The sequence below is a fragment of the Streptomyces violens genome (assembly GCF_000717745.1).
GTDB classification, from domain to species: domain Bacteria; phylum Actinomycetota; class Actinomycetes; order Streptomycetales; family Streptomycetaceae; genus Streptomyces; species Streptomyces violens.
In genome coordinates this window covers 257,101-274,531 of the sequence record NZ_JOBH01000014.1, presented here as the reverse complement: position 1 = coordinate 274,531, position 17,431 = coordinate 257,101, and the positions used below count along the sequence as shown (strand labels likewise).

The 17,431-nt window shown below is 71.7% G+C and carries 13 protein-coding genes; 6 read left to right on the top strand and 7 right to left on the bottom strand.

What is annotated here, in order from left to right; all coding sequences use genetic code 11:
* Positions 1 to 66 precede the first annotated feature (66 nt).
* The 7 genes from IF04_RS0126680 to IF04_RS0126650 all read right to left on the bottom strand — a co-directional run bounded on the left by IF04_RS0126680 (position 67) and on the right by IF04_RS0126650 (position 9,394).
* Positions 67 to 1,635 carry an APC family permease gene (locus IF04_RS0126680; protein ID WP_030263101.1) on the bottom strand — a complete coding sequence of 523 codons (1,569 nt, stop codon included), beginning with the start codon at positions 1,633 to 1,635 and terminating at the stop codon, positions 67 to 69.
* Between the two features lie 248 nt (positions 1,636 to 1,883).
* Positions 1,884 to 3,341 (bottom strand): aldehyde dehydrogenase family protein, encoded by a 1,458-nt coding sequence (locus IF04_RS0126675; RefSeq protein WP_030263097.1) that lies wholly within the window; start codon positions 3,339 to 3,341, stop codon positions 1,884 to 1,886.
* On the bottom strand, positions 3,338 to 5,077 hold the full coding sequence (locus IF04_RS0126670; RefSeq protein ID WP_030263093.1) for an N-acyl-D-amino-acid deacylase family protein: 1,740 nt from the start codon (positions 5,075 to 5,077) through the stop codon (positions 3,338 to 3,340). Before IF04_RS0126670 ends, IF04_RS0126675 begins: the two co-directional genes overlap by 4 nt.
* A 31-nt stretch (positions 5,078 to 5,108) precedes the next feature.
* Positions 5,109 to 6,233: an LLM class flavin-dependent oxidoreductase gene (locus tag IF04_RS0126665; protein WP_030263091.1), complete on the bottom strand. Its 1,125-nt coding sequence runs from the start codon at positions 6,231 to 6,233 to the stop codon at positions 5,109 to 5,111.
* A 120-nt stretch (positions 6,234 to 6,353) separates the two neighbouring features.
* The gene (locus tag IF04_RS0126660; protein WP_030263089.1) at positions 6,354 to 7,139 is read right to left on the bottom strand and encodes an SDR family NAD(P)-dependent oxidoreductase; all 786 of its coding nucleotides are present in this window, start codon (positions 7,137 to 7,139) and stop codon (positions 6,354 to 6,356) included.
* Between the two features lie 30 nt (positions 7,140 to 7,169).
* Entirely contained in the window at positions 7,170 to 8,120 is a 951-nt protein-coding gene (locus IF04_RS0126655; protein WP_030263087.1) for an LLM class F420-dependent oxidoreductase, read from the bottom strand.
* On the bottom strand, positions 8,120 to 9,394 hold the full coding sequence (locus IF04_RS0126650) for an amidohydrolase family protein (RefSeq protein WP_051831582.1): 1,275 nt from the start codon (positions 9,392 to 9,394) through the stop codon (positions 8,120 to 8,122). The genes IF04_RS0126655 and IF04_RS0126650 overlap by 1 nt, the downstream gene beginning before the upstream one ends.
* A 199-nt stretch (positions 9,395 to 9,593) precedes the next feature.
* On the opposite strand from IF04_RS0126650, the gene afsR reads away from it, so the two are divergent.
* The 6 genes from afsR to IF04_RS0126620 all read left to right on the top strand — a co-directional run bounded on the left by afsR (position 9,594) and on the right by IF04_RS0126620 (position 17,417).
* A complete protein-coding gene (gene afsR / locus IF04_RS0126645; RefSeq protein WP_483855322.1) occupies positions 9,594 to 12,560 on the top strand; it encodes an SARP-family global regulator AfsR in 2,967 nt (988 codons plus the stop codon).
* A gap of 277 nt (positions 12,561 to 12,837) precedes the next feature.
* The gene (locus IF04_RS0126640) at positions 12,838 to 13,068 is read left to right on the top strand and encodes a hypothetical protein (RefSeq protein WP_030263080.1); all 231 of its coding nucleotides are present in this window, start codon (positions 12,838 to 12,840) and stop codon (positions 13,066 to 13,068) included.
* A 202-nt stretch (positions 13,069 to 13,270) separates the two neighbouring features.
* Positions 13,271 to 14,866 (top strand): class I adenylate-forming enzyme family protein, encoded by a 1,596-nt coding sequence (locus tag IF04_RS0126635; RefSeq protein WP_030263076.1) that lies wholly within the window; start codon positions 13,271 to 13,273, stop codon positions 14,864 to 14,866.
* A gap of 231 nt (positions 14,867 to 15,097) precedes the next feature.
* On the top strand, positions 15,098 to 16,636 hold the full coding sequence (locus IF04_RS0126630) for an ATP-binding protein (RefSeq protein WP_030263073.1): 1,539 nt from the start codon (positions 15,098 to 15,100) through the stop codon (positions 16,634 to 16,636).
* On the top strand, positions 16,633 to 17,061 hold the full coding sequence (locus IF04_RS0126625; protein WP_030263071.1) for a roadblock/LC7 domain-containing protein: 429 nt from the start codon (positions 16,633 to 16,635) through the stop codon (positions 17,059 to 17,061). The genes IF04_RS0126630 and IF04_RS0126625 overlap by 4 nt, the downstream gene beginning before the upstream one ends.
* Positions 17,058 to 17,417: a DUF742 domain-containing protein gene (locus IF04_RS0126620; protein ID WP_030263066.1), complete on the top strand. Its 360-nt coding sequence runs from the start codon at positions 17,058 to 17,060 to the stop codon at positions 17,415 to 17,417. Before IF04_RS0126625 ends, IF04_RS0126620 begins: the two co-directional genes overlap by 4 nt.
* Positions 17,418 to 17,431: the final 14 nt, after the last annotated feature.

Genomic DNA, 17,431 nt, shown 5'->3' with positions numbered 1-17,431 from the left:
GGGGGGGGGAGGCCCCCCGGGGGGGGTAGTGGGGAAGCCCCCGGGGAGCAGTGGGCAAGTCCCCCCTCAGTCCTCCACCACCAACGCCGGCGTACTACGAGTAAGCACCTCGCCCCGGAAGAACGCCGGGCTCCGCCGCTGCATCACCAGCATGATGACCAGGCCGAGCAGGAGCAGGCCGACGCCGATGACGAAGACCGAGCCGATGCCGAAGACGGAACTGCCGGTGCCGTAGGCCGGGTCCCAGATGTCGATGAGGGTCTTCACGAAGACGCCGGTGAGCAGCAGGCCGCCGAGGAACGGGAAGATGCCCTTGAAGATCAGGTCTCGGGCGGAGTTGCGCAGGTCGGCGCGGAAGTACCAGGCGCAGGCGAAGGCCGTGATCGCGTAGTAGAAGCAGATCATGAGGCCGAGCGCGTAGATCGTGTCGACGAGGACGTTCTCGCTGAGGAAGGTCATCACGGCGTAGAAGACGCCGGTGGCGATGCCCGCCGCGATGGTGGCCCGGCCCGGGGACTGGAAGCGCGAGTGGATACGGGCGAAGGAGGCGGGCAGCGCCTCGTACGTGGACATCGCCAGGACCGTGCGGGCGACCGGGATGAACGTGGTCTGCAGCGAGGCGGCGGCCGAGGCGAGTACGGCGACGAAGAGCAGCACGCCGAGGGCGGAGCCCATGACCGGTCCGGCGAGGGCGGCGAAGACGTTGTCCGAGGTGTCGGGGTTGCCCAGGCCCAGGCCCTTGGTGCCGACGCCGGAGAACATCTGCGCGGCCACCGCAGTGGTCAGGTAGGAGCCGATGAGCACGACCATGGCCAGCATCGCGGCGCGGCCGGGGGTCTTCTCGCTGCCGGAGGTCTCCTCGTTCACGGTGAGGCAGGTGTCCCAGCCCCAGAACATGAAGATCGAGAGGGAGAGTCCGGCGGTGAAGGACGCGAAGGACTTCACCTCGAAGGGGTTCATCCAGGACCAGTGGAAGTCGATGGAGCCGGCGAAGTCACCGGTCCTGGCCTTCACGACCGCCATGGCGACGAAGACGACGAGCACGGCGAGCTGCAGGCCCACCAGTGCGTACTGCAGCCCCTTGGTGGTGGTCACGCCGCGGTAGCTGATCGCGGTGGCGATGGCGACGAAGGCCAGGCAGGTCAGGACGTGGACGGGTTTGTTGCCGTCCAGCGCCGCTATGGAGTCACTGCCGGTGAGCTGTCCGAGGAGGAGGTAGAAGAACGAGGTGGCGACGCCGGCGAGGTTCGAGAGCACGATGATCGTCGCGATCACCAGGCCCCAGCCGCACATCCAGCCGACGCGCGGCCCGAACGCCTTCACCGTCCAGGTGAAGGAGGTACCGCAGTCCGGCACGGCCTTGTTGAGCTCGCGGTACGCGAAGGCGACCAGCAGCATCGGCAGGAAGCCCGCGAGGAAGACGGCGGGCATCTGGAGGCCGACCTCACCCACGGTGGGGCCGAGGGTCGAGGTCAGACAGTAAACGGGCCCGACGGTGGACACACCGATGACGGCACTGCCGAGCAGGCCGACGGAGTTACCGCTGAGGCCCTTGCTTCGGGTGCCGTCCGCTGCGTCGCCATTGACGCTCGTCACCGTGTCTCCGGCCGGGGGCCGGGGGTCTACCTGAACCATGAACAGGACGTTAAGCCCTGCTGTATTCGTATCCGGATGATCGAACTCCGGGGGCTAAACCTTGCATGCGAAGGAGAATTGGCGAGTGCACCTATCAAACAACAGGCGTCACGCGCACATCACCACGCCACAGCAAGGTCCAATAGTTGAGATCCGGATTACGGGAACCGCAGCCGTGTCCGTTTTGGCGGGATTCAAAATTTTCCCTTGGGTGTCCGCTATCCGGACTCGGCGAGGCGTCGCAGGGCTCACCCCGGCCAGACGAGCGACTGGAGTTCGCTGTACGCGCGCAGGGCGTAGGAGCCGACGTCGCGGCCCACTCCGCTCTGCTTGAAGCCGCCGAAGGGGGCCTCCATGTTGCGGCCCACGGTGTTGATGCCGACGCCGCCCGCGCGCAGCCGGCCGGCGACCCGGAAGGCGCGGGCGACGTCGCCGGACCAGACGTAGTCGATCAGTCCGTACTCGCTGTCGTCGGCGAGCGCGATGCCTTCCTCCTCGTCGTCGAAGGGGAGGACGGAGACGACCGGGCCGAAGATCTCCTCGCGGACGACGCGCATGCCGGGGGTGCAGTCGGCGAAGAGGGTGGGGGCGACGTACCAGCCGCGGTCGGGCGCCGGCCGCTCGCCGCCCGTGACCAGCCGGGCGCCTTCCTTGCGGCCGAGCGCGACATACGCCTCGACGCGGTCGCGGTGTGCTGCCGAGATGACCGGCCCGACGACCGTGTCCCTCGCGCGCGGATCGCCGACCTTCAGGGCCCCGGCGTACCGCGCGAGCCCCTCGACCAGCCGCTCGTACACGCCCCGCTGGGCGAGCACCCGGGTGGGCGCGGTGCAGATCTGGCCGCTGTAGAAGGAGAAGGTGGTGCCGATGCCGGTGACGGCCGCCGCCAGGTCGGCGTCGTCGAAGACCAGCGCGGCGCCCTTGCCGCCCAGCTCCATCAGCTGGCGTTTCATGCCGCGGCCGCACGCCTCCGCGATGGCCCGGCCGACCGCCGTACTGCCGGTGAAGCTGACCATGTCGACATCCGGCGCCTCGACCGCCGCCTCGCCCACCTCGGGGCGCGAGCCGGTCACCACGTTCACCACGCCCGGCGGCGCCCCGGCCTCCGCCAGCGCCTCCGCCAGCCGGAAGACCGACAGCGGGTCCTGCGGCGCGGGCTTGACGACGACGGTATTGCCCATGGCGAGGGCGGGAGCGATCTTGCCCGCCGGGTTGCCCCAGGGGTTGTTGTAGGAGGTGATGCAGGTGACGACGCCGACCGGCCGACGGACGGCGAGCGCGCCGAGGACGCCCGCTCTGCCCATCGGACCGGCCTCGTTGATCTGCGGTGGCAGGGGCTCCTCGACCGGCTCCAGGGCGCCGCGTGCGTACCGGTCGAAGCGGGCGGCGCCCACCGCGACCTGCATGCCGCGTGCGGTGGTGGTGGTGGCGCCGGACTCGGCGCGGGCCAGTTCGGCGTACGGCCCGGCGCGGTCCCGGATGATCTCCGCGGTACGGGCCAGGATGCGGGCGCGCTCTTCGGGGGCGGTGCGCGACCAGCCGTCGACCGCCTCACGGGCCGCCGCGGCCGCCGCGTACACCTGTTCCCTGCTCGCCTCGGGAGCGAGCCCGACGACCTCCTCGGTGGCCGGGTCGATCACCTCGTAGTGGCCCAGCTCGGGGGCCACCCACCGGCCCCCGATGAACAGCCGTTCCCCGCGCGTCACCGGGTGCTCACCGTCTCCGTGTCCCGCCCGGAGCGCAGCACCGTGCCCGGTACGGCCCCGGTCAGCTCGTCGTCGCGCAGCGTCTGTACGCCGTTGACGCGCACGCTCACCACGCCCAGCGCCCGCGAGTCGAGGCGCGGGCTGTCACCGGGCAGGTCGTGGACGAGCGTGGCGGGCCCCGCGTCGATGCGTTCGGGGTCGAAGAGGACCAGGTCGGCGTGGTACCCCTCGGCGATCCGGCCGCGGTCGCGCAGCCCGAAGAGGCGCGCCGGGTCGTCGGTGAGCATCTTCACGGCCCGCTCCAGGCCGACGAGCCGGCGCCCGCGCAGGCAGTCGCCGAGGAAGCGGGTGGTGTACGGGGCGCCGCACATCCGGTCCAGGTGGGCGCCCGCGTCGGAGCCGCCGAGCAGGACGTCCTCGTGTTCCCAGGTCTCCCGGCGCAGCTCCCAGCTCGCGGGGTCGTTGTCGGTGGGCATGGGCCACAGGACGGTACGGAGGTCGTCGGCGGCGCAGATCTCGACGAGACAGGTGAAGGGGTCCTGGCCGCGTTCGGCGGCGATGTCGCGGACGACGCGGCCGGTGAGCCCTTCGTTGGCGGCCGAGTAGGTGTCGCCGATGACGTACCGGTCGAAGTGGGCCAGCCGCCGGAAGACGCCCGCTTCCTTGCTGTTCGCGCGGCGCAGCATCTCCTCGCGTACGGCCGGGTCGCGCAGTTTCGCGAGGCGTTCGGGCACGGGGAGGCCGAGGATGTCGCCCCAGCCGGGAATGAGGTTGAGGGCGCAGAAGGTGCCCAGGGACATGTTCATGGGGGTGAGGATCGGCATGGTGAGGGCGACGATCCGGCCGCCCTCCTTGCGCGCCCGTTCACTGGCGAGCAGCTGGCGCGGCACCCGTTCCGGTACGGCGGCGTCGATGGTGAGGACGTTCCAGTTCAGCGGCCGTCCGGCGGCCGCGGACATGGCCACGAACAGGTCGATCTCGGCGTCCGAGAACTGGTCGAGGCAGCCGGCGACGATGGCCTCCAGCTGGGTGCCTTCGTGGTCGGCGACCGCGCGGGAGAGGGCGAGGAGTTCGTCGGGACCGGCGTGCCGGGAGGCGACGGGCGCGCCGTCGCCGTCGGAGTGCGAGGAGGACTGGGTGGTGGACAGGCCCCAGGCGCCCGCGTCCATCGCCTCGTGGAAGAGGCGCAGCATCTCCTGGAGCTGCTCGGGGGTGGGCTGTCCGCCGATGGCGTCGGGGCCCATGACGTGGCGGCGCAGCGCGCAGTGGCCGACCATGAAGCCGGCGTTGACGGCGGTCCGTCCGTCGAGTGCGTCGAGGTACTCACCGAAGGTGTGCCAGTTCCAGGGCGCGCCCTCCTCCAGCGCGACCAGGGACATGCCCTCGACCTTGCTCATCATCCGCCGGGTGTAGTCGGCGTCCTCGGGGCGCCCGGGGTGCAGGGGTGCGAGGGTGAAGCCGCAGTTGCCGCCCACGACCGTCGTCACGCCGTGGTGCATGGACGGGGTGGCGTACGGGTCCCAGAAGAGCTGTGCGTCGTAGTGCGTGTGCGGGTCGATGAAACCGGGTGCGAGGACGAGTCCTTCGGCGTCCTCGCTCGTACGGGCCGGTTCGGCGACCGCGCCCGGCTCGGCGAGCACGGCGATGCGGCCGTCCCGGATGCCGACGTCCGCGGCGTACGAGGGCGCGCCCGTGCCGTCCACGACGGTCGCGCCCTTGATCAGGTGGTCGAGCATGGTGCCGGTACTCCTCTCGGACGAGGGATGGTCAGCCGGCCGCCCGGCGGAAGCGCGTGGTGCGGTGCACCGGGTCCGTGTCGATCTTCGGTATGACGTGCTCGCCGAGCAGCTTGATCGTGGTGAGGGTGTCCTCGCGGGAGATGCCGACGGGCAGGCCGAAGGAGAGCTGGTCGGCGCCGGCCTGCTCCCAGCGCTTGCACTGCCGCAGCACCTCGTCCGGGTCGCCGCAGATCATCAGTTCCTCGGCGATCAGCAGCTCGATGAGCTCCTCGGTGTACTCGGGGAGGAGCTCGGGCCACTCCGGTATGCCCTCGGGCCGCGGGAAGGTGTCGTGGTAGCGGAAGAGCAGCGACTGGAGGTAGTTGAGACCGCCGCCCACCGCGATCTCGACGGCCTTCTGGTGCGTCTCGGCGCAGATCGCCGTGGAGGTGACCATCACGTTGTCGTTGACGAACGCGCCGACCGGCTCGGCGTCCTTGATCGCCGACTTGTAGGACTCCAGGACCCACTCCATGTCGGAGACCTTCTGCACGCTGAAGCCGAGGACGCCGAGGCCCTTCTTGGCGGCCATGGCGTAGGAGGAGGGGGAGCCCGCGGCGTACCACATGGGCGGGTGGGCCTTCCCGTACGGCTTGGGCAGGACCTTGCGGGGCGGCAGCTCCCAGTGCTTGCCCTTGAAGCCCACGTACTCGTCCTGGAGCCACATCTTCGGGAACTCCGCGATGGTCTCTTCCCAGAGCTCCTTGGTGTGGTTCATGTCGGTGACGCCCGGCATGAAGCCCAGGATCTCGTGGCTGCCCGCACCGCGGCCGGAGCCGAACTCGAAGCGACCGTCGGAGAGATGGTCGAGCATGGCGACCTTCTCGGCGACCTTGACGGGGTGGTTGACCGGGGCGAGCGGGTTGAAGATGCCGGAGCCGAGGTGGATGCGGTCGGTGGCGTGCGCGAGGTAGCCGAGGAAGACGTCGTTGGCGGAGAGGTGGGAGTACTCCTCCAGGAAGTGGTGCTCGGAGGCCCAGGCGTACTTGAAGCCGGAGCGGTCCGCCTGGATGACGTACTCGGTCTCCTCCATCAGCGCCTTGTGCTCCGCCTCGGGGTCGGCCTTGGCGCGCGCCGCCGGGACGTATCCCTGTACAAAGAGCCCGAATTCCAAGGGGTCTGCCCTCCCTGAGTTTCTGACGCACGCCTCCTGACGCCCCGTCAGATTCGATGTCGACGACTGTTCCACCGGCGCCCGGCCCGGTCAATACCTGATGGCCCGTCAGACCATGGGTCAGAAGAGGCTCACGCCCGCCAGCCACCCACCGTCCACGACGAACGGCTGCCCGGTGATGTACGAGGAGTCTCCGCAGGACAGGAAAAGCGCCAGGGCCGCGACCTCCTCGGGCCGGCCGGCCCGCCCCATCGGTACGAGCTTCCGGTAGAGCTCGTCCACCGCCTGCTGGGACGCGACCGGGTCGGCGGCCGGGTCGAGCGCGGCCGGATTGGTCATCGGAGTGTCCACGGCGCCCGGGCACACCGCGTTCACCCGGATGTTGCGGGGCGCCAGCTCCAGCGCGGCCACCCGGGTCAGCCCCAGTACGGCGTGCTTGCTCGCGGCGTAGGCGCCGACGAGCGCCATGCCCGTGAGGCCGGTGTACGAGGCGGTGTTGACGATCGTGCCGCCGCCGGCCGCAGCGATCTCCGGCGCGACGGTACGGATGCCCAGGAAGCAGCCGACCTGGTTGACCTGGACGACCTGCTGGAACTCATCGAGCGGCGTCGCGACCAGCTCGTTGAAGCGGAGGATTCCGGCGTTGTTGACCAGCCCGTCGATCCCGCCGAAGGCGTCCTTGGCGGCGGCCACGGCGGCCGTCCAGTCGTCCTCACTGGCCACGTCCAGATGTACGTAGCGCGCGGCGTCCCCGCCCAGCTCCTTCGCCAGCGCCCGGCCCTGCTCGTCCAGTACGTCCGCGAGCACGACCCGGGCGCCCTCGGCCACGAACAGCCGCGCCTCCTGCTCGCCCTGTCCGCGTGCGGCGCCGGTGATCACGACGACCCGCCCGTCGAGCTTGCCCATGCCTGCACCCCTCGGTACGCCTCGGTCGGGTCAACTGCTGAGCAGCGGGGCCACGTCCGCCCCGAAGGCCGCCATCTGATCGGTCAGCTCGGCGCGGCTGCGGCTGCGGAAACGGAGCTGGAGCTGATGGACGCCGATGGCCGCGTACTCCCGCAGCGAGTCGGCGATACGTTCCGGCGGGCCGGTGAGCGTCCACTTGCCGGTGTCCCAGCCGGGCTCGCCCACGTACAGCGGCTCGGCGATCGCGCCGATGACCAGCGGCTCGCGCACGCCCGCCTTCTCGCGCAGCGCCCGCAGCCTGGCGATCTGCCCGGGCAGCCGGTCCCTGCGGTCGCCCTGCGGGAGCCAGCCGTCGCCCCGCTCGGCGGCCCGGCGCAGGGCGGCGGGCGAGGAGCCGCCGACCCAGATCGGCGGGCGGGGCGTCTGTACGGGCCGCGGGGCCTGGCCCAGCCCCTCGAAGGAGAACCGTTCCCCCGCGAACGCCGGGAACTCCTCGGGTCCGAGGGCCGTTTTCAGAGCGTCCACCGTCTCGTCCAGCACGGCCCCCCGCCGCTCGAAGTCCACCCCCAGCGCCTCGAACTCCTCCTGTACGTGCCCGGCGCCCACCCCGAGGATCAGCCGCCCCTCGGAGAGCCGGTCCAAGGTGGCGTACTGCTTCGCCGTGAGCAGCGGATGCCGCAGCCCGACCACGGCGACATGACTCAGCAGCCGTACGCGCTCGGTCACGGCCGCGAGGTGCGCGAGCGTGGCCACCGGGTCGTACCAGACCGTGCTCATCGCCCCGGCCAGCCGGCGCGGGATCGCCACATGCTCGCAGCAGGCCACATACGCGAAGCCGTGCCGATCGGCAGCCCTCGCGATCTCCACCAGGTCGCGCGGCCCGGCCCCCGCCTCCCAGGGCTCGGCATACAGCGTGCTCTGCGACTGAACGGGCAGCTGCATGCCGTACACAAGGCGGCCCGCCTCCGGCGCCCACACCATCAGGCGCCCGCCCCCGCCCACAGCCCCTCCGTCGTCAGCCCCAGCAGATCGATGGCGTTGCCGCGCACGATCCGCTCGATGACGTCCGGGGCCAGATGGCCCATCTGTGCCTCGCCGACCTCCTTGGACTTCGGCCAGGTGGAGTCGGAGTGCGGGTAGTCCGTCTCGTACAGGACGTTGCCCACCCCGATGGCGTCCAGATTCTGCAGGCCGAACGCGTCGTCGAAGAAGCAGCCGTATACGTGCTCGGCGAAGAGTTCGGAGGGCGGCCGGTGGACCTTGTCGGCGACGCCACCCCAGGCGCGGTTCTCCTCCCAGACCACGTCGGCGCGCTCCAGGATGTAGGGGATCCAGCCGATCTGGCCCTCCGCGTACATGATCCGCAGGTTCGGGAAGCGGTCGAACTTGCCGCTCATGAGCCAGTCGGTCATCGAGAAACAGCAGTTGGCGAAGGTGATCGTGGAGCCGACGGCGGGCGGCGCGTCCGCCGACGTGGACGGCATCCTCGAGGACGAGCCGATGTGCATGGCGATGACCGTGCCGGTCTCGTCGCAGGCCCGCAGGAAGGGGTCCCAGTAATCGGTGTGGATGCTGGGCAGGCCGAGGTGCGGCGGGATCTCGCTGAAGCAGACCGCGCGCACGCCACGGGCCGCGTTGCGCCGTACCTCCTCGGCCGCCAGCTCCGCGTCCCACAGGGGAATGAGGGTGAGCGGTATGAGCCGGCCGCGCGCCTCGGGGCCGCACCACTCCTCCACCATCCAGTCGTTGTACGCACGCACGCCCAGCAGCCCCAGCTCACGGTCCTTGGCCTCGGTGAACGTCTGGCCGCAGAAGCGGGGGAAGGTGGGGAAACAGAGGGCGGACTGCACGTGGTTGACGTCCATGTCCGCCAGCCGGTCGGGCACGCTGTACGAACCGGTGCGCATCTGTTCGTACGTGATCCCCTCCAGCCTGATCTCGTCCCGGGAGTAGCCGACCGCGGTGTCCAGCCGGGTCAGCGGGCGGTGCAGGTCCTCATAGATCCACCAGTCGACGAGCGGGCCGTCGTCGCCCGGCGCGCCCATCTTCGGGGCGAACTTCCCGCCCACGAAGGTCATCTCCTTCAGGGGCGCACGCACCACGCGCGGCCCGGTGTCGTGGTACTTGGCGGGCAGCCGGTCCCGCCAGACGTGCGGCGGCTCCACCGTGTGGTCGTCCACCGAGATGATCCTGGGAAAGGTCTCCGCCGCGTCCGGCGCCAGGGCCCCCGACGGCTGCGTGGTCTCCGTGTCCATCGCCATGTCCCCGACGGTAGCGCCTATCTGACGAACCGTCAGCTATCGCGTCGGCTGCTCTTCGACGGCACAGAAGCGGACGGCTTCCCTCCGAGGTCGCGGTAACGCCTGCCTGATCACAAGAGGAGGGATTGTGCACAGACCTGACCCCTACTGACGCAGGGGCCGCCGACAAGGCAGACTGGCCGATGCGAACGAGATGCACAGGCAGGGGGACACCATGGACGAGAGTCCGGGGCAGGGGCCGCGGCAGCTCCGCTTCACCGTGCTCGGTCCCGTACGGGCCTGGCGGGACGGCACCCCGCTCGCGGCCGGCACCCCGCAGCAGCGCGCCCTGCTCGCCGCCCTGCTGCTGCGCGGCGGCCGCACCGCCACCGCCGCCGAACTGGTCGACGCCATCTGGGGCGACGAGCCCCCGCACGCCGCGCTCGCAGCCCTGCGGACCTACGCCTCCCGGCTGCGCAAGGCGCTCGGCGACGAGGCGGACGCGCTGGTCAGCGAGTCCGGCGGCTACGCCCTGCGGTCCGGCCGGCCGGGCGCGCTCGACCTCGACCTGGACCGCGCCGAGGCCCTCGCGGCCGAGGCCGAGAAGGCCCGCGCGAGCGGCGACCGCTGCCGCGCCCGTGACCTGCTGGACTCCGCCCTCGTCCTGTGGAACGGCGAACCACTGGCGAACGTTCCCGGCCCGTACGCGGAGAACCAGCGCACCCGCCTGGAGGAATGGCGGCTGTCCCTCACCGAGGCCCGCCTCGACCTCGACCTGGACCTCGGCAATCACGCCGAGGCGGTCTCCGAACTGACCGCCCTCACGGCCGCCCACCCCTTGCGTGAACGGCTCCGCGAACTCCTCATGCTCGCGCTGTACCGCTCTGGACGGCAGGCCGAGGCGCTGGCCGTCTATGCCGATACCCGCCGTCTGCTCGACGCCGAGCTGGGCGTCGACCCCTGCGCCTCGCTCGCCGAACTGCACCAGCGCATCCTGCGCGCCGACGCCGGCCTGGAGGCGCCCAGCCCGCCGCCGGAGGAGGAGCACGCCGGCGCGGGCCCCGCCGTTCTGCGCCCCCAGCAGCTCCCGGCCACCGTCGCGGACTTCACCGGCCGCGCCGCGTTCGTCGCGGAGCTCGGCGCGCAGCTCGCGACGGCCGAGGGCAGCGTCATGGCGGTCTCCGCGCTCACCGGCATCGGCGGCGTCGGCAAGACCACGCTGGCCGTCCATGTGGCGCACGCGGCGCGCGAGCACTTCCCCGACGGCCAGCTCTACGTCGATCTGCAGGGCGCGGGCCACACCCCCGCTGAGCCAGAGGCCGTGCTCGGCGCGTTCCTCCGCGCGCTCGGCACACCGGACTCCTCCATCCCGGACGGCACGGCGGAGCGGGCCGCTCTGTACCGCTCCACGCTCGCCGGGCGGCGGGTGCTCGCGCTGCTGGACAACGCGCGGGACGCCGCCCAGGTACGGCCGCTGCTGCCCGGTACGGAGGGCTGCGCCGCGCTGATCACCAGCCGCGCCCGCATGATCGACCTGGCCGGTGCGCACCTCATCGACCTTGATGTGATGAGTCCCGAGGAAGCGCTGACGCTCTTCACGCGCATCGTCGGCGAGGAGCGGGTCGGTGCCGAGCGCAAGGCCGCGATGGACGTCGTCGGCGCCTGCGGCTTCCTGCCGCTGGCCATCCGTATCGCCGCGTCCCGCCTGGCCTCGCGCCGCACGTGGACCGTGTCCGTACTGGCCCGCAAGCTCGCCGACGAGCGTCGCAGGCTGGACGAGCTGCGCGCCGGCGACCTGGCCGTGAAGGCCACCTTCGAGCTGGGGTACGGGCAGCTGGAGCCGGCGCAGGCCCGCGCGTTCCGGCTGCTGGGGCTGGCCGACGGGCCCGACATCTCGCTCGCGGCGGCCGCCGCGCTGCTGGACATGGACGTCGACGCGGCCGAAGAGCTGATCGAGTCGCTGGTCGACGCCTCGCTCCTCGAATCGGCGGCTCCCGGCCGCTACCGCTTCCACGACCTGGTCCGGCTCTACGCGCGCGCCTGCGCCGAGCGCGACGAGCACCCGCCCTCGGAGCGCACCGCAGCCCTCTCCCGCCTGCTGGACTTCTACCTGGCCTCGGCGGCCCGGATGTACGCCCTGGAGCGCCCCGGCGACCGCCTCGTGGACCACATGGAGCACACCCGCTATCCGGGGCTGGCGTTCGAGGACCGCGCGGTGGCGCTCGAGTGGCTGTTCAGCGAGGCGGGCTGTCTGCTGGCCTGCGCCCAGCAGTCCACCGGCGCCGACACCGTGCGCCGCGCCGCCGACCTGCTTCTGCTCACCAAGGACCTGGCCGAGTCGGGCGCCGACGCGCGCCAGCACGACCAGGCCAACGTGACGCTGCTCGCCGCGGCCCGCGCCCTCGGCGACCAGCACGCCGAGGCCCGTATCCACACCTCTCTCGCCTACATCCGCACGCTGGCCGGGCGGCTGGACGACGCCGACGAGCACGCCAAGTCGGCGATGCTCCTCGGGCTCGCGACGAACGACCCGATCTCCTCGTCCTACGCGCCCAACGACCGCGGCATCATCGCGGGCGCCCAGGGGCGGCACGCGGACGCCGAGGCGTACCTCAGCCAGGCGCTGATCGCGTTCCGCGACGACCGCAACCAGCAGTCCGAGGCGAGCGCGCTGTGCAACCTCTCGCGGGTCCACCTGGACACCGGCCGGGTGGACAGCGCCATCGGGCTGGCCGAGGAAGGCGTCGCGATCTACCGCAGAATCGGCGCCACCCGGCGGCTGGCCAACGGGATGTACGCGCTGGCGCTCGCCTTCACCGCGGCCGGGCGCCTGGAGGACGCGGCGCAGCAGCTCAATGCCGCGCTCACCATCTTCCAGGACAGCCGGCAGCCGTTCTGGGAGGGCATGACGTACTTCCGGCTGGCCGAGGTCGACCTCGCGGGCCAGCGCCCGGCGCGCGCCGCCAACTACGCCGAGCAGGCGCTGACCGCGCTGCGCGGCGTCGGCGGTGAGCTCTGGCGCGCCAACGCGCTGACCACACTGGGGCGTGCGCTGAGCCAGGTCGGGCACACCGGGCGGGCCCGGGTGTGCTGGCAGGAGGCGTTGTCCAGTTACGAGCGTCTCGGAGCGGCGGAGAGCGCCCAGGTGCAGCAGCTCCTGACGCCGGCCGCGGTCGCCTGACCGGCGTCAACCGGGGGCGGCGAGGGGGCCGGCGAGGCCGTCCCCGGTAGCTCGACGGCTTCATCGCCGCAGGTCGGCGCGGTAATCGTCGCCGTTTATCGATCGTTCATCGCGGCACGCCACTCTTCTACGTACCGAACCGCCGCCTCGGGGGGCAAGCGGCTCGGTGACGCGGCCCCACCGTAATGGTGTTCGGCCCTGGTTCACCCGTCCGGCGACCCACGGGGGAGTCGCCGGGCGGTGGACCGCAAGCGCCCATACACAGGAGTTGATCACTGTGAACACCGAGAAGAAGGCTCCGCAGACCGACGACCAGGACATCATCAAGCCGCTCGACAGCCACCGGCCGATCATCGGTGACGAGCTCGTCACCATGGACAGCCACCGGCCGGTCATCGGCGACGAGGTCCTGGCCGCGCAGGAGGGCCAGCGTCCGGTTGCCGGCGACGGCACGATCGCACCGCAGGACAGCCACCGGCCGATCGCCGAGCCGAAGCTGGAGCACTGATCAGACGTACGGCCCGCTGAGCCACCATCCGGGGGATCGCAGGGGCCGGCTTCGACGGCACGGAGGGGATGCCGTCGAAGCCGGTCCCTGCGGCGTGTTCGGGCGGCGCCAGTAGGACGCCGAGACCTGACGGGCCGTCAGTTCCGGTGCTACAGTCGCGCCACATCCCGTTCCCGTCCCGCCCATTGCCGGGAGGCGCGCCGTGTATGAGTCCGGTCGGATACGTACGCTCTGGGAGCTGATGGAGTACCGGGCCGCCGCATCGGCGGACGCGGTCATGTTCTACGAGCCGGACGGGCGGACCGTCACCTTCGGGGAGGCGCGCGAGCGGGCGCTGCGCGCCGCGGCCGGCTTCCGGGAGCTGGGCATCGGTGCCGGGACACGGGTCGCGTGGCAGCTGCCGACCCGGGTCGGCACGGTGCTCGCCTCGCTCGCGCTGGCCCGGCTGGGCGCCGTGCAGATACCGATCGTCCATCTGCACCGGGAGCGCGAGGTCGGGTACGTACTCGCCGCTTCGGAGGCGGAGTTCGTACTGGTACCGGGGCTGTGGCGGGACATCGACTTCACGGCGATGGCCCGCAAGATGGCGCCGGACAGGACGCGGGTGGTCACCGTGGACGGCGGGGCGGGGCTTCCGGACGGCGACCCGGCCGCGCTACCGGATTTCACGCCGGGGCATGCGCGGGAGCGGGAGAGCGCGCACGAGCGGGCGCACACTTCGTGGATCTACTACACCTCCGGGACGACCGCCGCCCCGAAGGGCGTGCGGCACACGGACGCGTCGCTGATCGCGGGCGGCGTGGGCCTGGCGACCGCGCTGGAGATGTCGGCGGCGGACATCGGATCGATCGCCTTCCCGTACGCGCACATCGCCGGGCCCGACTACGTCATCGCGATGCTCGTGAGCGGCTTTCCCGCGGTGGTGCTGGAGACGTTCGCGCCGGGCGCGGCCGCGGACACGTACGCCCGGCTCGGCGTCACCATGGCGGGCGGCAGCACCGCCTTCTACCAGGCGTTTCTGGAGGAGTCGCGGCGCCGCCCACACGGCGGGAAGCTGATCCCCTCCCTGCGGCTGCTGTCCGGCGGGGGCGCGCCACTGCCGCCGGAGCTGTACTTCGAAGCGGGCCGCGAGCTGGAGTGCGCGGTGCTGCACGGGTACGGCATGACCGAGTGCCCGATGATCGCGATGGGCACCCCGTACGACACCGACGAGCAGCTCTCGCGGACGGTGGGGAGGCCGGTGGCCGGCGCCGAGGTACGGATCGCCGGGCCGGACGGGCGGGCGCTGCCGGCCGGGGAGCCGGGCGAGGTGACGCTCAAGGGGCCGATGGTCTGCCAGGGGTACACGGACCCGGCGCTGACGGCCGCCTCGTTCGACGCGGACGGCTGGTTCCACACCGGTGACCTGGGGTTTCTGCGTACGGACGGACATCTCGTCCTGACCGGGCGGCTGAAGGACATCATCATCCGCAAGGGCGAGAACATCTCGGCGCAGGAGGTCGAGGACCTGGTGCGGGGCCATCCGGCAGTGGCGGAGGCGGCGGTCATCGGGCTGCCGGACCGGGAGCGCGGGGAGCGGGTGTGCGCGGTGGTCACGCTCGCGGATCCTGGCGGACCTGCGCTCACTCTCCCGGAGTTGACGGGCCATCTGCGAAACGCCGGACTGATGGCGCAGAAGCTGCCGGAGCAGCTGGAGATCGCGGCCGAGCTGCCGCGCGGTGGACCGCTGGGCAAGGTACTGAAGGGCGCGCTGCGGGAGCGGTACGCGGACTGTGCGGGCGAACCGACGGTTGGATAGGCGTACTTGCCGGTGTGCTTCTGAACTGCTCGCTGTACTGGGGTAGTTCACAACTGGTGGAACACATTCCGGGTGTATCCGGCGTGACCGCGGGTAAAACGGAGTGATCTTGTCCACACGGAATCCCGCTTTCCTACTTAGCCGTGCAAAAGGTCACTTCGTGGGTAACATCGCGGCGGCGATCGCGTGTTCGTTCGATGTCGCCAAGCCATCCCCCACACGAGGACCTCGATGACTTCCATACCGGCGACACTGTTGTGGTGCCTGAGCGCGGGAACGGCCGCCGCGGTGGTGATGACCTTCCTCCTGGCCCGGGCCCGACAGGGAAGTCAGGCCCTGCGCCGGCGTCTGGACACCGCCGAGGCCCGCACCTCCGCCGCCGAGCGCGGCCACGCCGAACTCGCCGCCCAACTGCGCGCCACGGAGGACGAACTCCGCCACCTCGCCGAGGCCCGGCTGCCCGACCTCGCCACCTCGCTGGCCCACCCGCACGTCGCCGTCCGCGGGCTGCGCGACCCCCGCTTCACGGGTACCGACGTGGACCGTTCGCTGACCTCCGCGATGGACCAGCTCGCGCAGGCCGTCGCCAAGGAACGGACCCGGATCGACGAGGCGGCGCAGGCCACGATGCGCGGCGCCACGACCACCATCCAGGCGCTGCTGTACCGGCTGCAGACGCTGCTCCAGGAGATGCAGCACCGGTACGACGACCAGGCCGTCGCCCAGGACCTGCTGCAGGCCGACTTCCTCAACGAGCAGGCGCTGCGCCGGGTGCAGACCACCGGCGTGGTCTGCGGCGCCTGGCCGGGGCTGACCCGCGACGACTCGCACCTCGCCGATCTCGTCGTCGGCGCGATGTCGCGGCTGCGCGGGTACGAACGTATCCAGGTCAGCAATCTGCTGCGGGACCCGGTGGGCGTGGTCGCGCGCGCCGTCGAGCCGGTCGCGATCGCGCTGACCGAGCTGCTGGCCAACGCGCTGCACCACTCCCACCACGAACTGCCCGTCGCCGTCACGCTCCAGCAGGGCAATCGCGGCGCGTCCGTCATCGTCGACGACTACGGCATCGGCATGCACGCCGATGAAATCGCCTACGCCACGCGGCTGTTGAGCGGCGAGGAGCAGGTGCTGCTCACGGAGCTGGGCGACCCGCCGCGCTCCGGATTCGCGGCCGTCGGGCAGCTGGTGCGTCAGTACGGCTTCACGGTGCACGTCGAGTCCTCGCCGTACGGCGGCGTGCGGGCCGTCGTGTACATCCCGGGCGATCCGCTGCTGACGCTGCTGGACGAGACCGCGCAGCCGATGTCGGCGATGGCGCCGCTGCCGCCGCAGATGATGCACGCGCACTCGACGCCGCTGGGGGTACCGCAGGGCATGTCATCGGCCATGTCGCAGAGCACGTCGCAGGCCGCGCCGCTGCCGGAGCCGGTGGCGGGGGCTGGGGCTGGGGCGGAGCACGCGCCCGCTCGTACGCCCGAGCCCGAACCCGCGTACACGCGGGAGTCCGAAACGGCGTACGCGCCGGAGCCCGGGCCCGCACACGCGCCCGACTCCGCGCCCGACTCCGCCCCCGACGACGGTCTGCCGCGCCGCCGGCGGCGCCGGCCCGCCGTCGAGCCCGAGCGCCCCCTCCCCCGTACCGAACCCGTCGCCGAGCGCAGCCCGCAGGAGTCCGCCACCCGCTGGGCCGCCCTGCAGAGCGGCACCCTCTCCGGGCGGGCCGAAGCCGAGTACCGAATTCCGCGCCCCGAAGGGAACGACCAAGGATGAGCACCCCCGTCCGCCGCCGCGTCACACAGGACCAGTCCTGGGTGCTGGCACCGCTGCTGGAGCTGCCGCACGTCCTGCACGCGGCCGTCATCTCCGGCGACGGCTTCATCGAAGGCTCCTCCCCCGGCCTCGCCCGCGAGGCCGCCGAGGGCGTGGCCGCCATGATGTCGGCGCTGCAGGGCGCGGGCCGCGCCGTGACCGCCGCGTTCGCCGGCCAGGACGACGCCCGGCTGCGGCAGACCGTCGTGGAGTCGGCGGAGGGCTGGGTGATCGCCATCCCGGCCGGCGAGAACACCTGCCTCGCGGTCTTCGCCGGGCCCGAGGTCAACATGGGCGTGGTCTCCCACCAGATGCAGGTCCAGGTCGCCACGCTGGGCGCGAAGGCGATGGGCTCGCCGCCGCGGGACGCGGGTTCGCCCGCATGACGCCCCGCCAGAGCAACCGGCGTCTCGTACCGGCCTATCTGGCGACCGGCGGCCGCGCCCGCCCCAGCCGCAACACCCTGGACCGGCTCACCGTGCTGTACGGCGCGACCGTCACCGCGCCCCCCGGGCTGCGTCCCGAGGCGCTCCGCGTCCTCGCGCTGCTGCGGCCGGGCGCGCTGACCGTCGCCGAGACCGCGTCCCACCTGCGACTGCCGGTCAGCGTCGTGAAGGTACTGGTCGCCGACCTCGTCGACGCCGGGCACCTGCACGCCCGTTCCCCCATCCCCGAAGCCGAGCAGATCGACCGGCAGATTCTGGAGAGGGTCCTCGATGGACTCCGCACTCTCAAGTCCTAGCGCGGCGGGCGGCA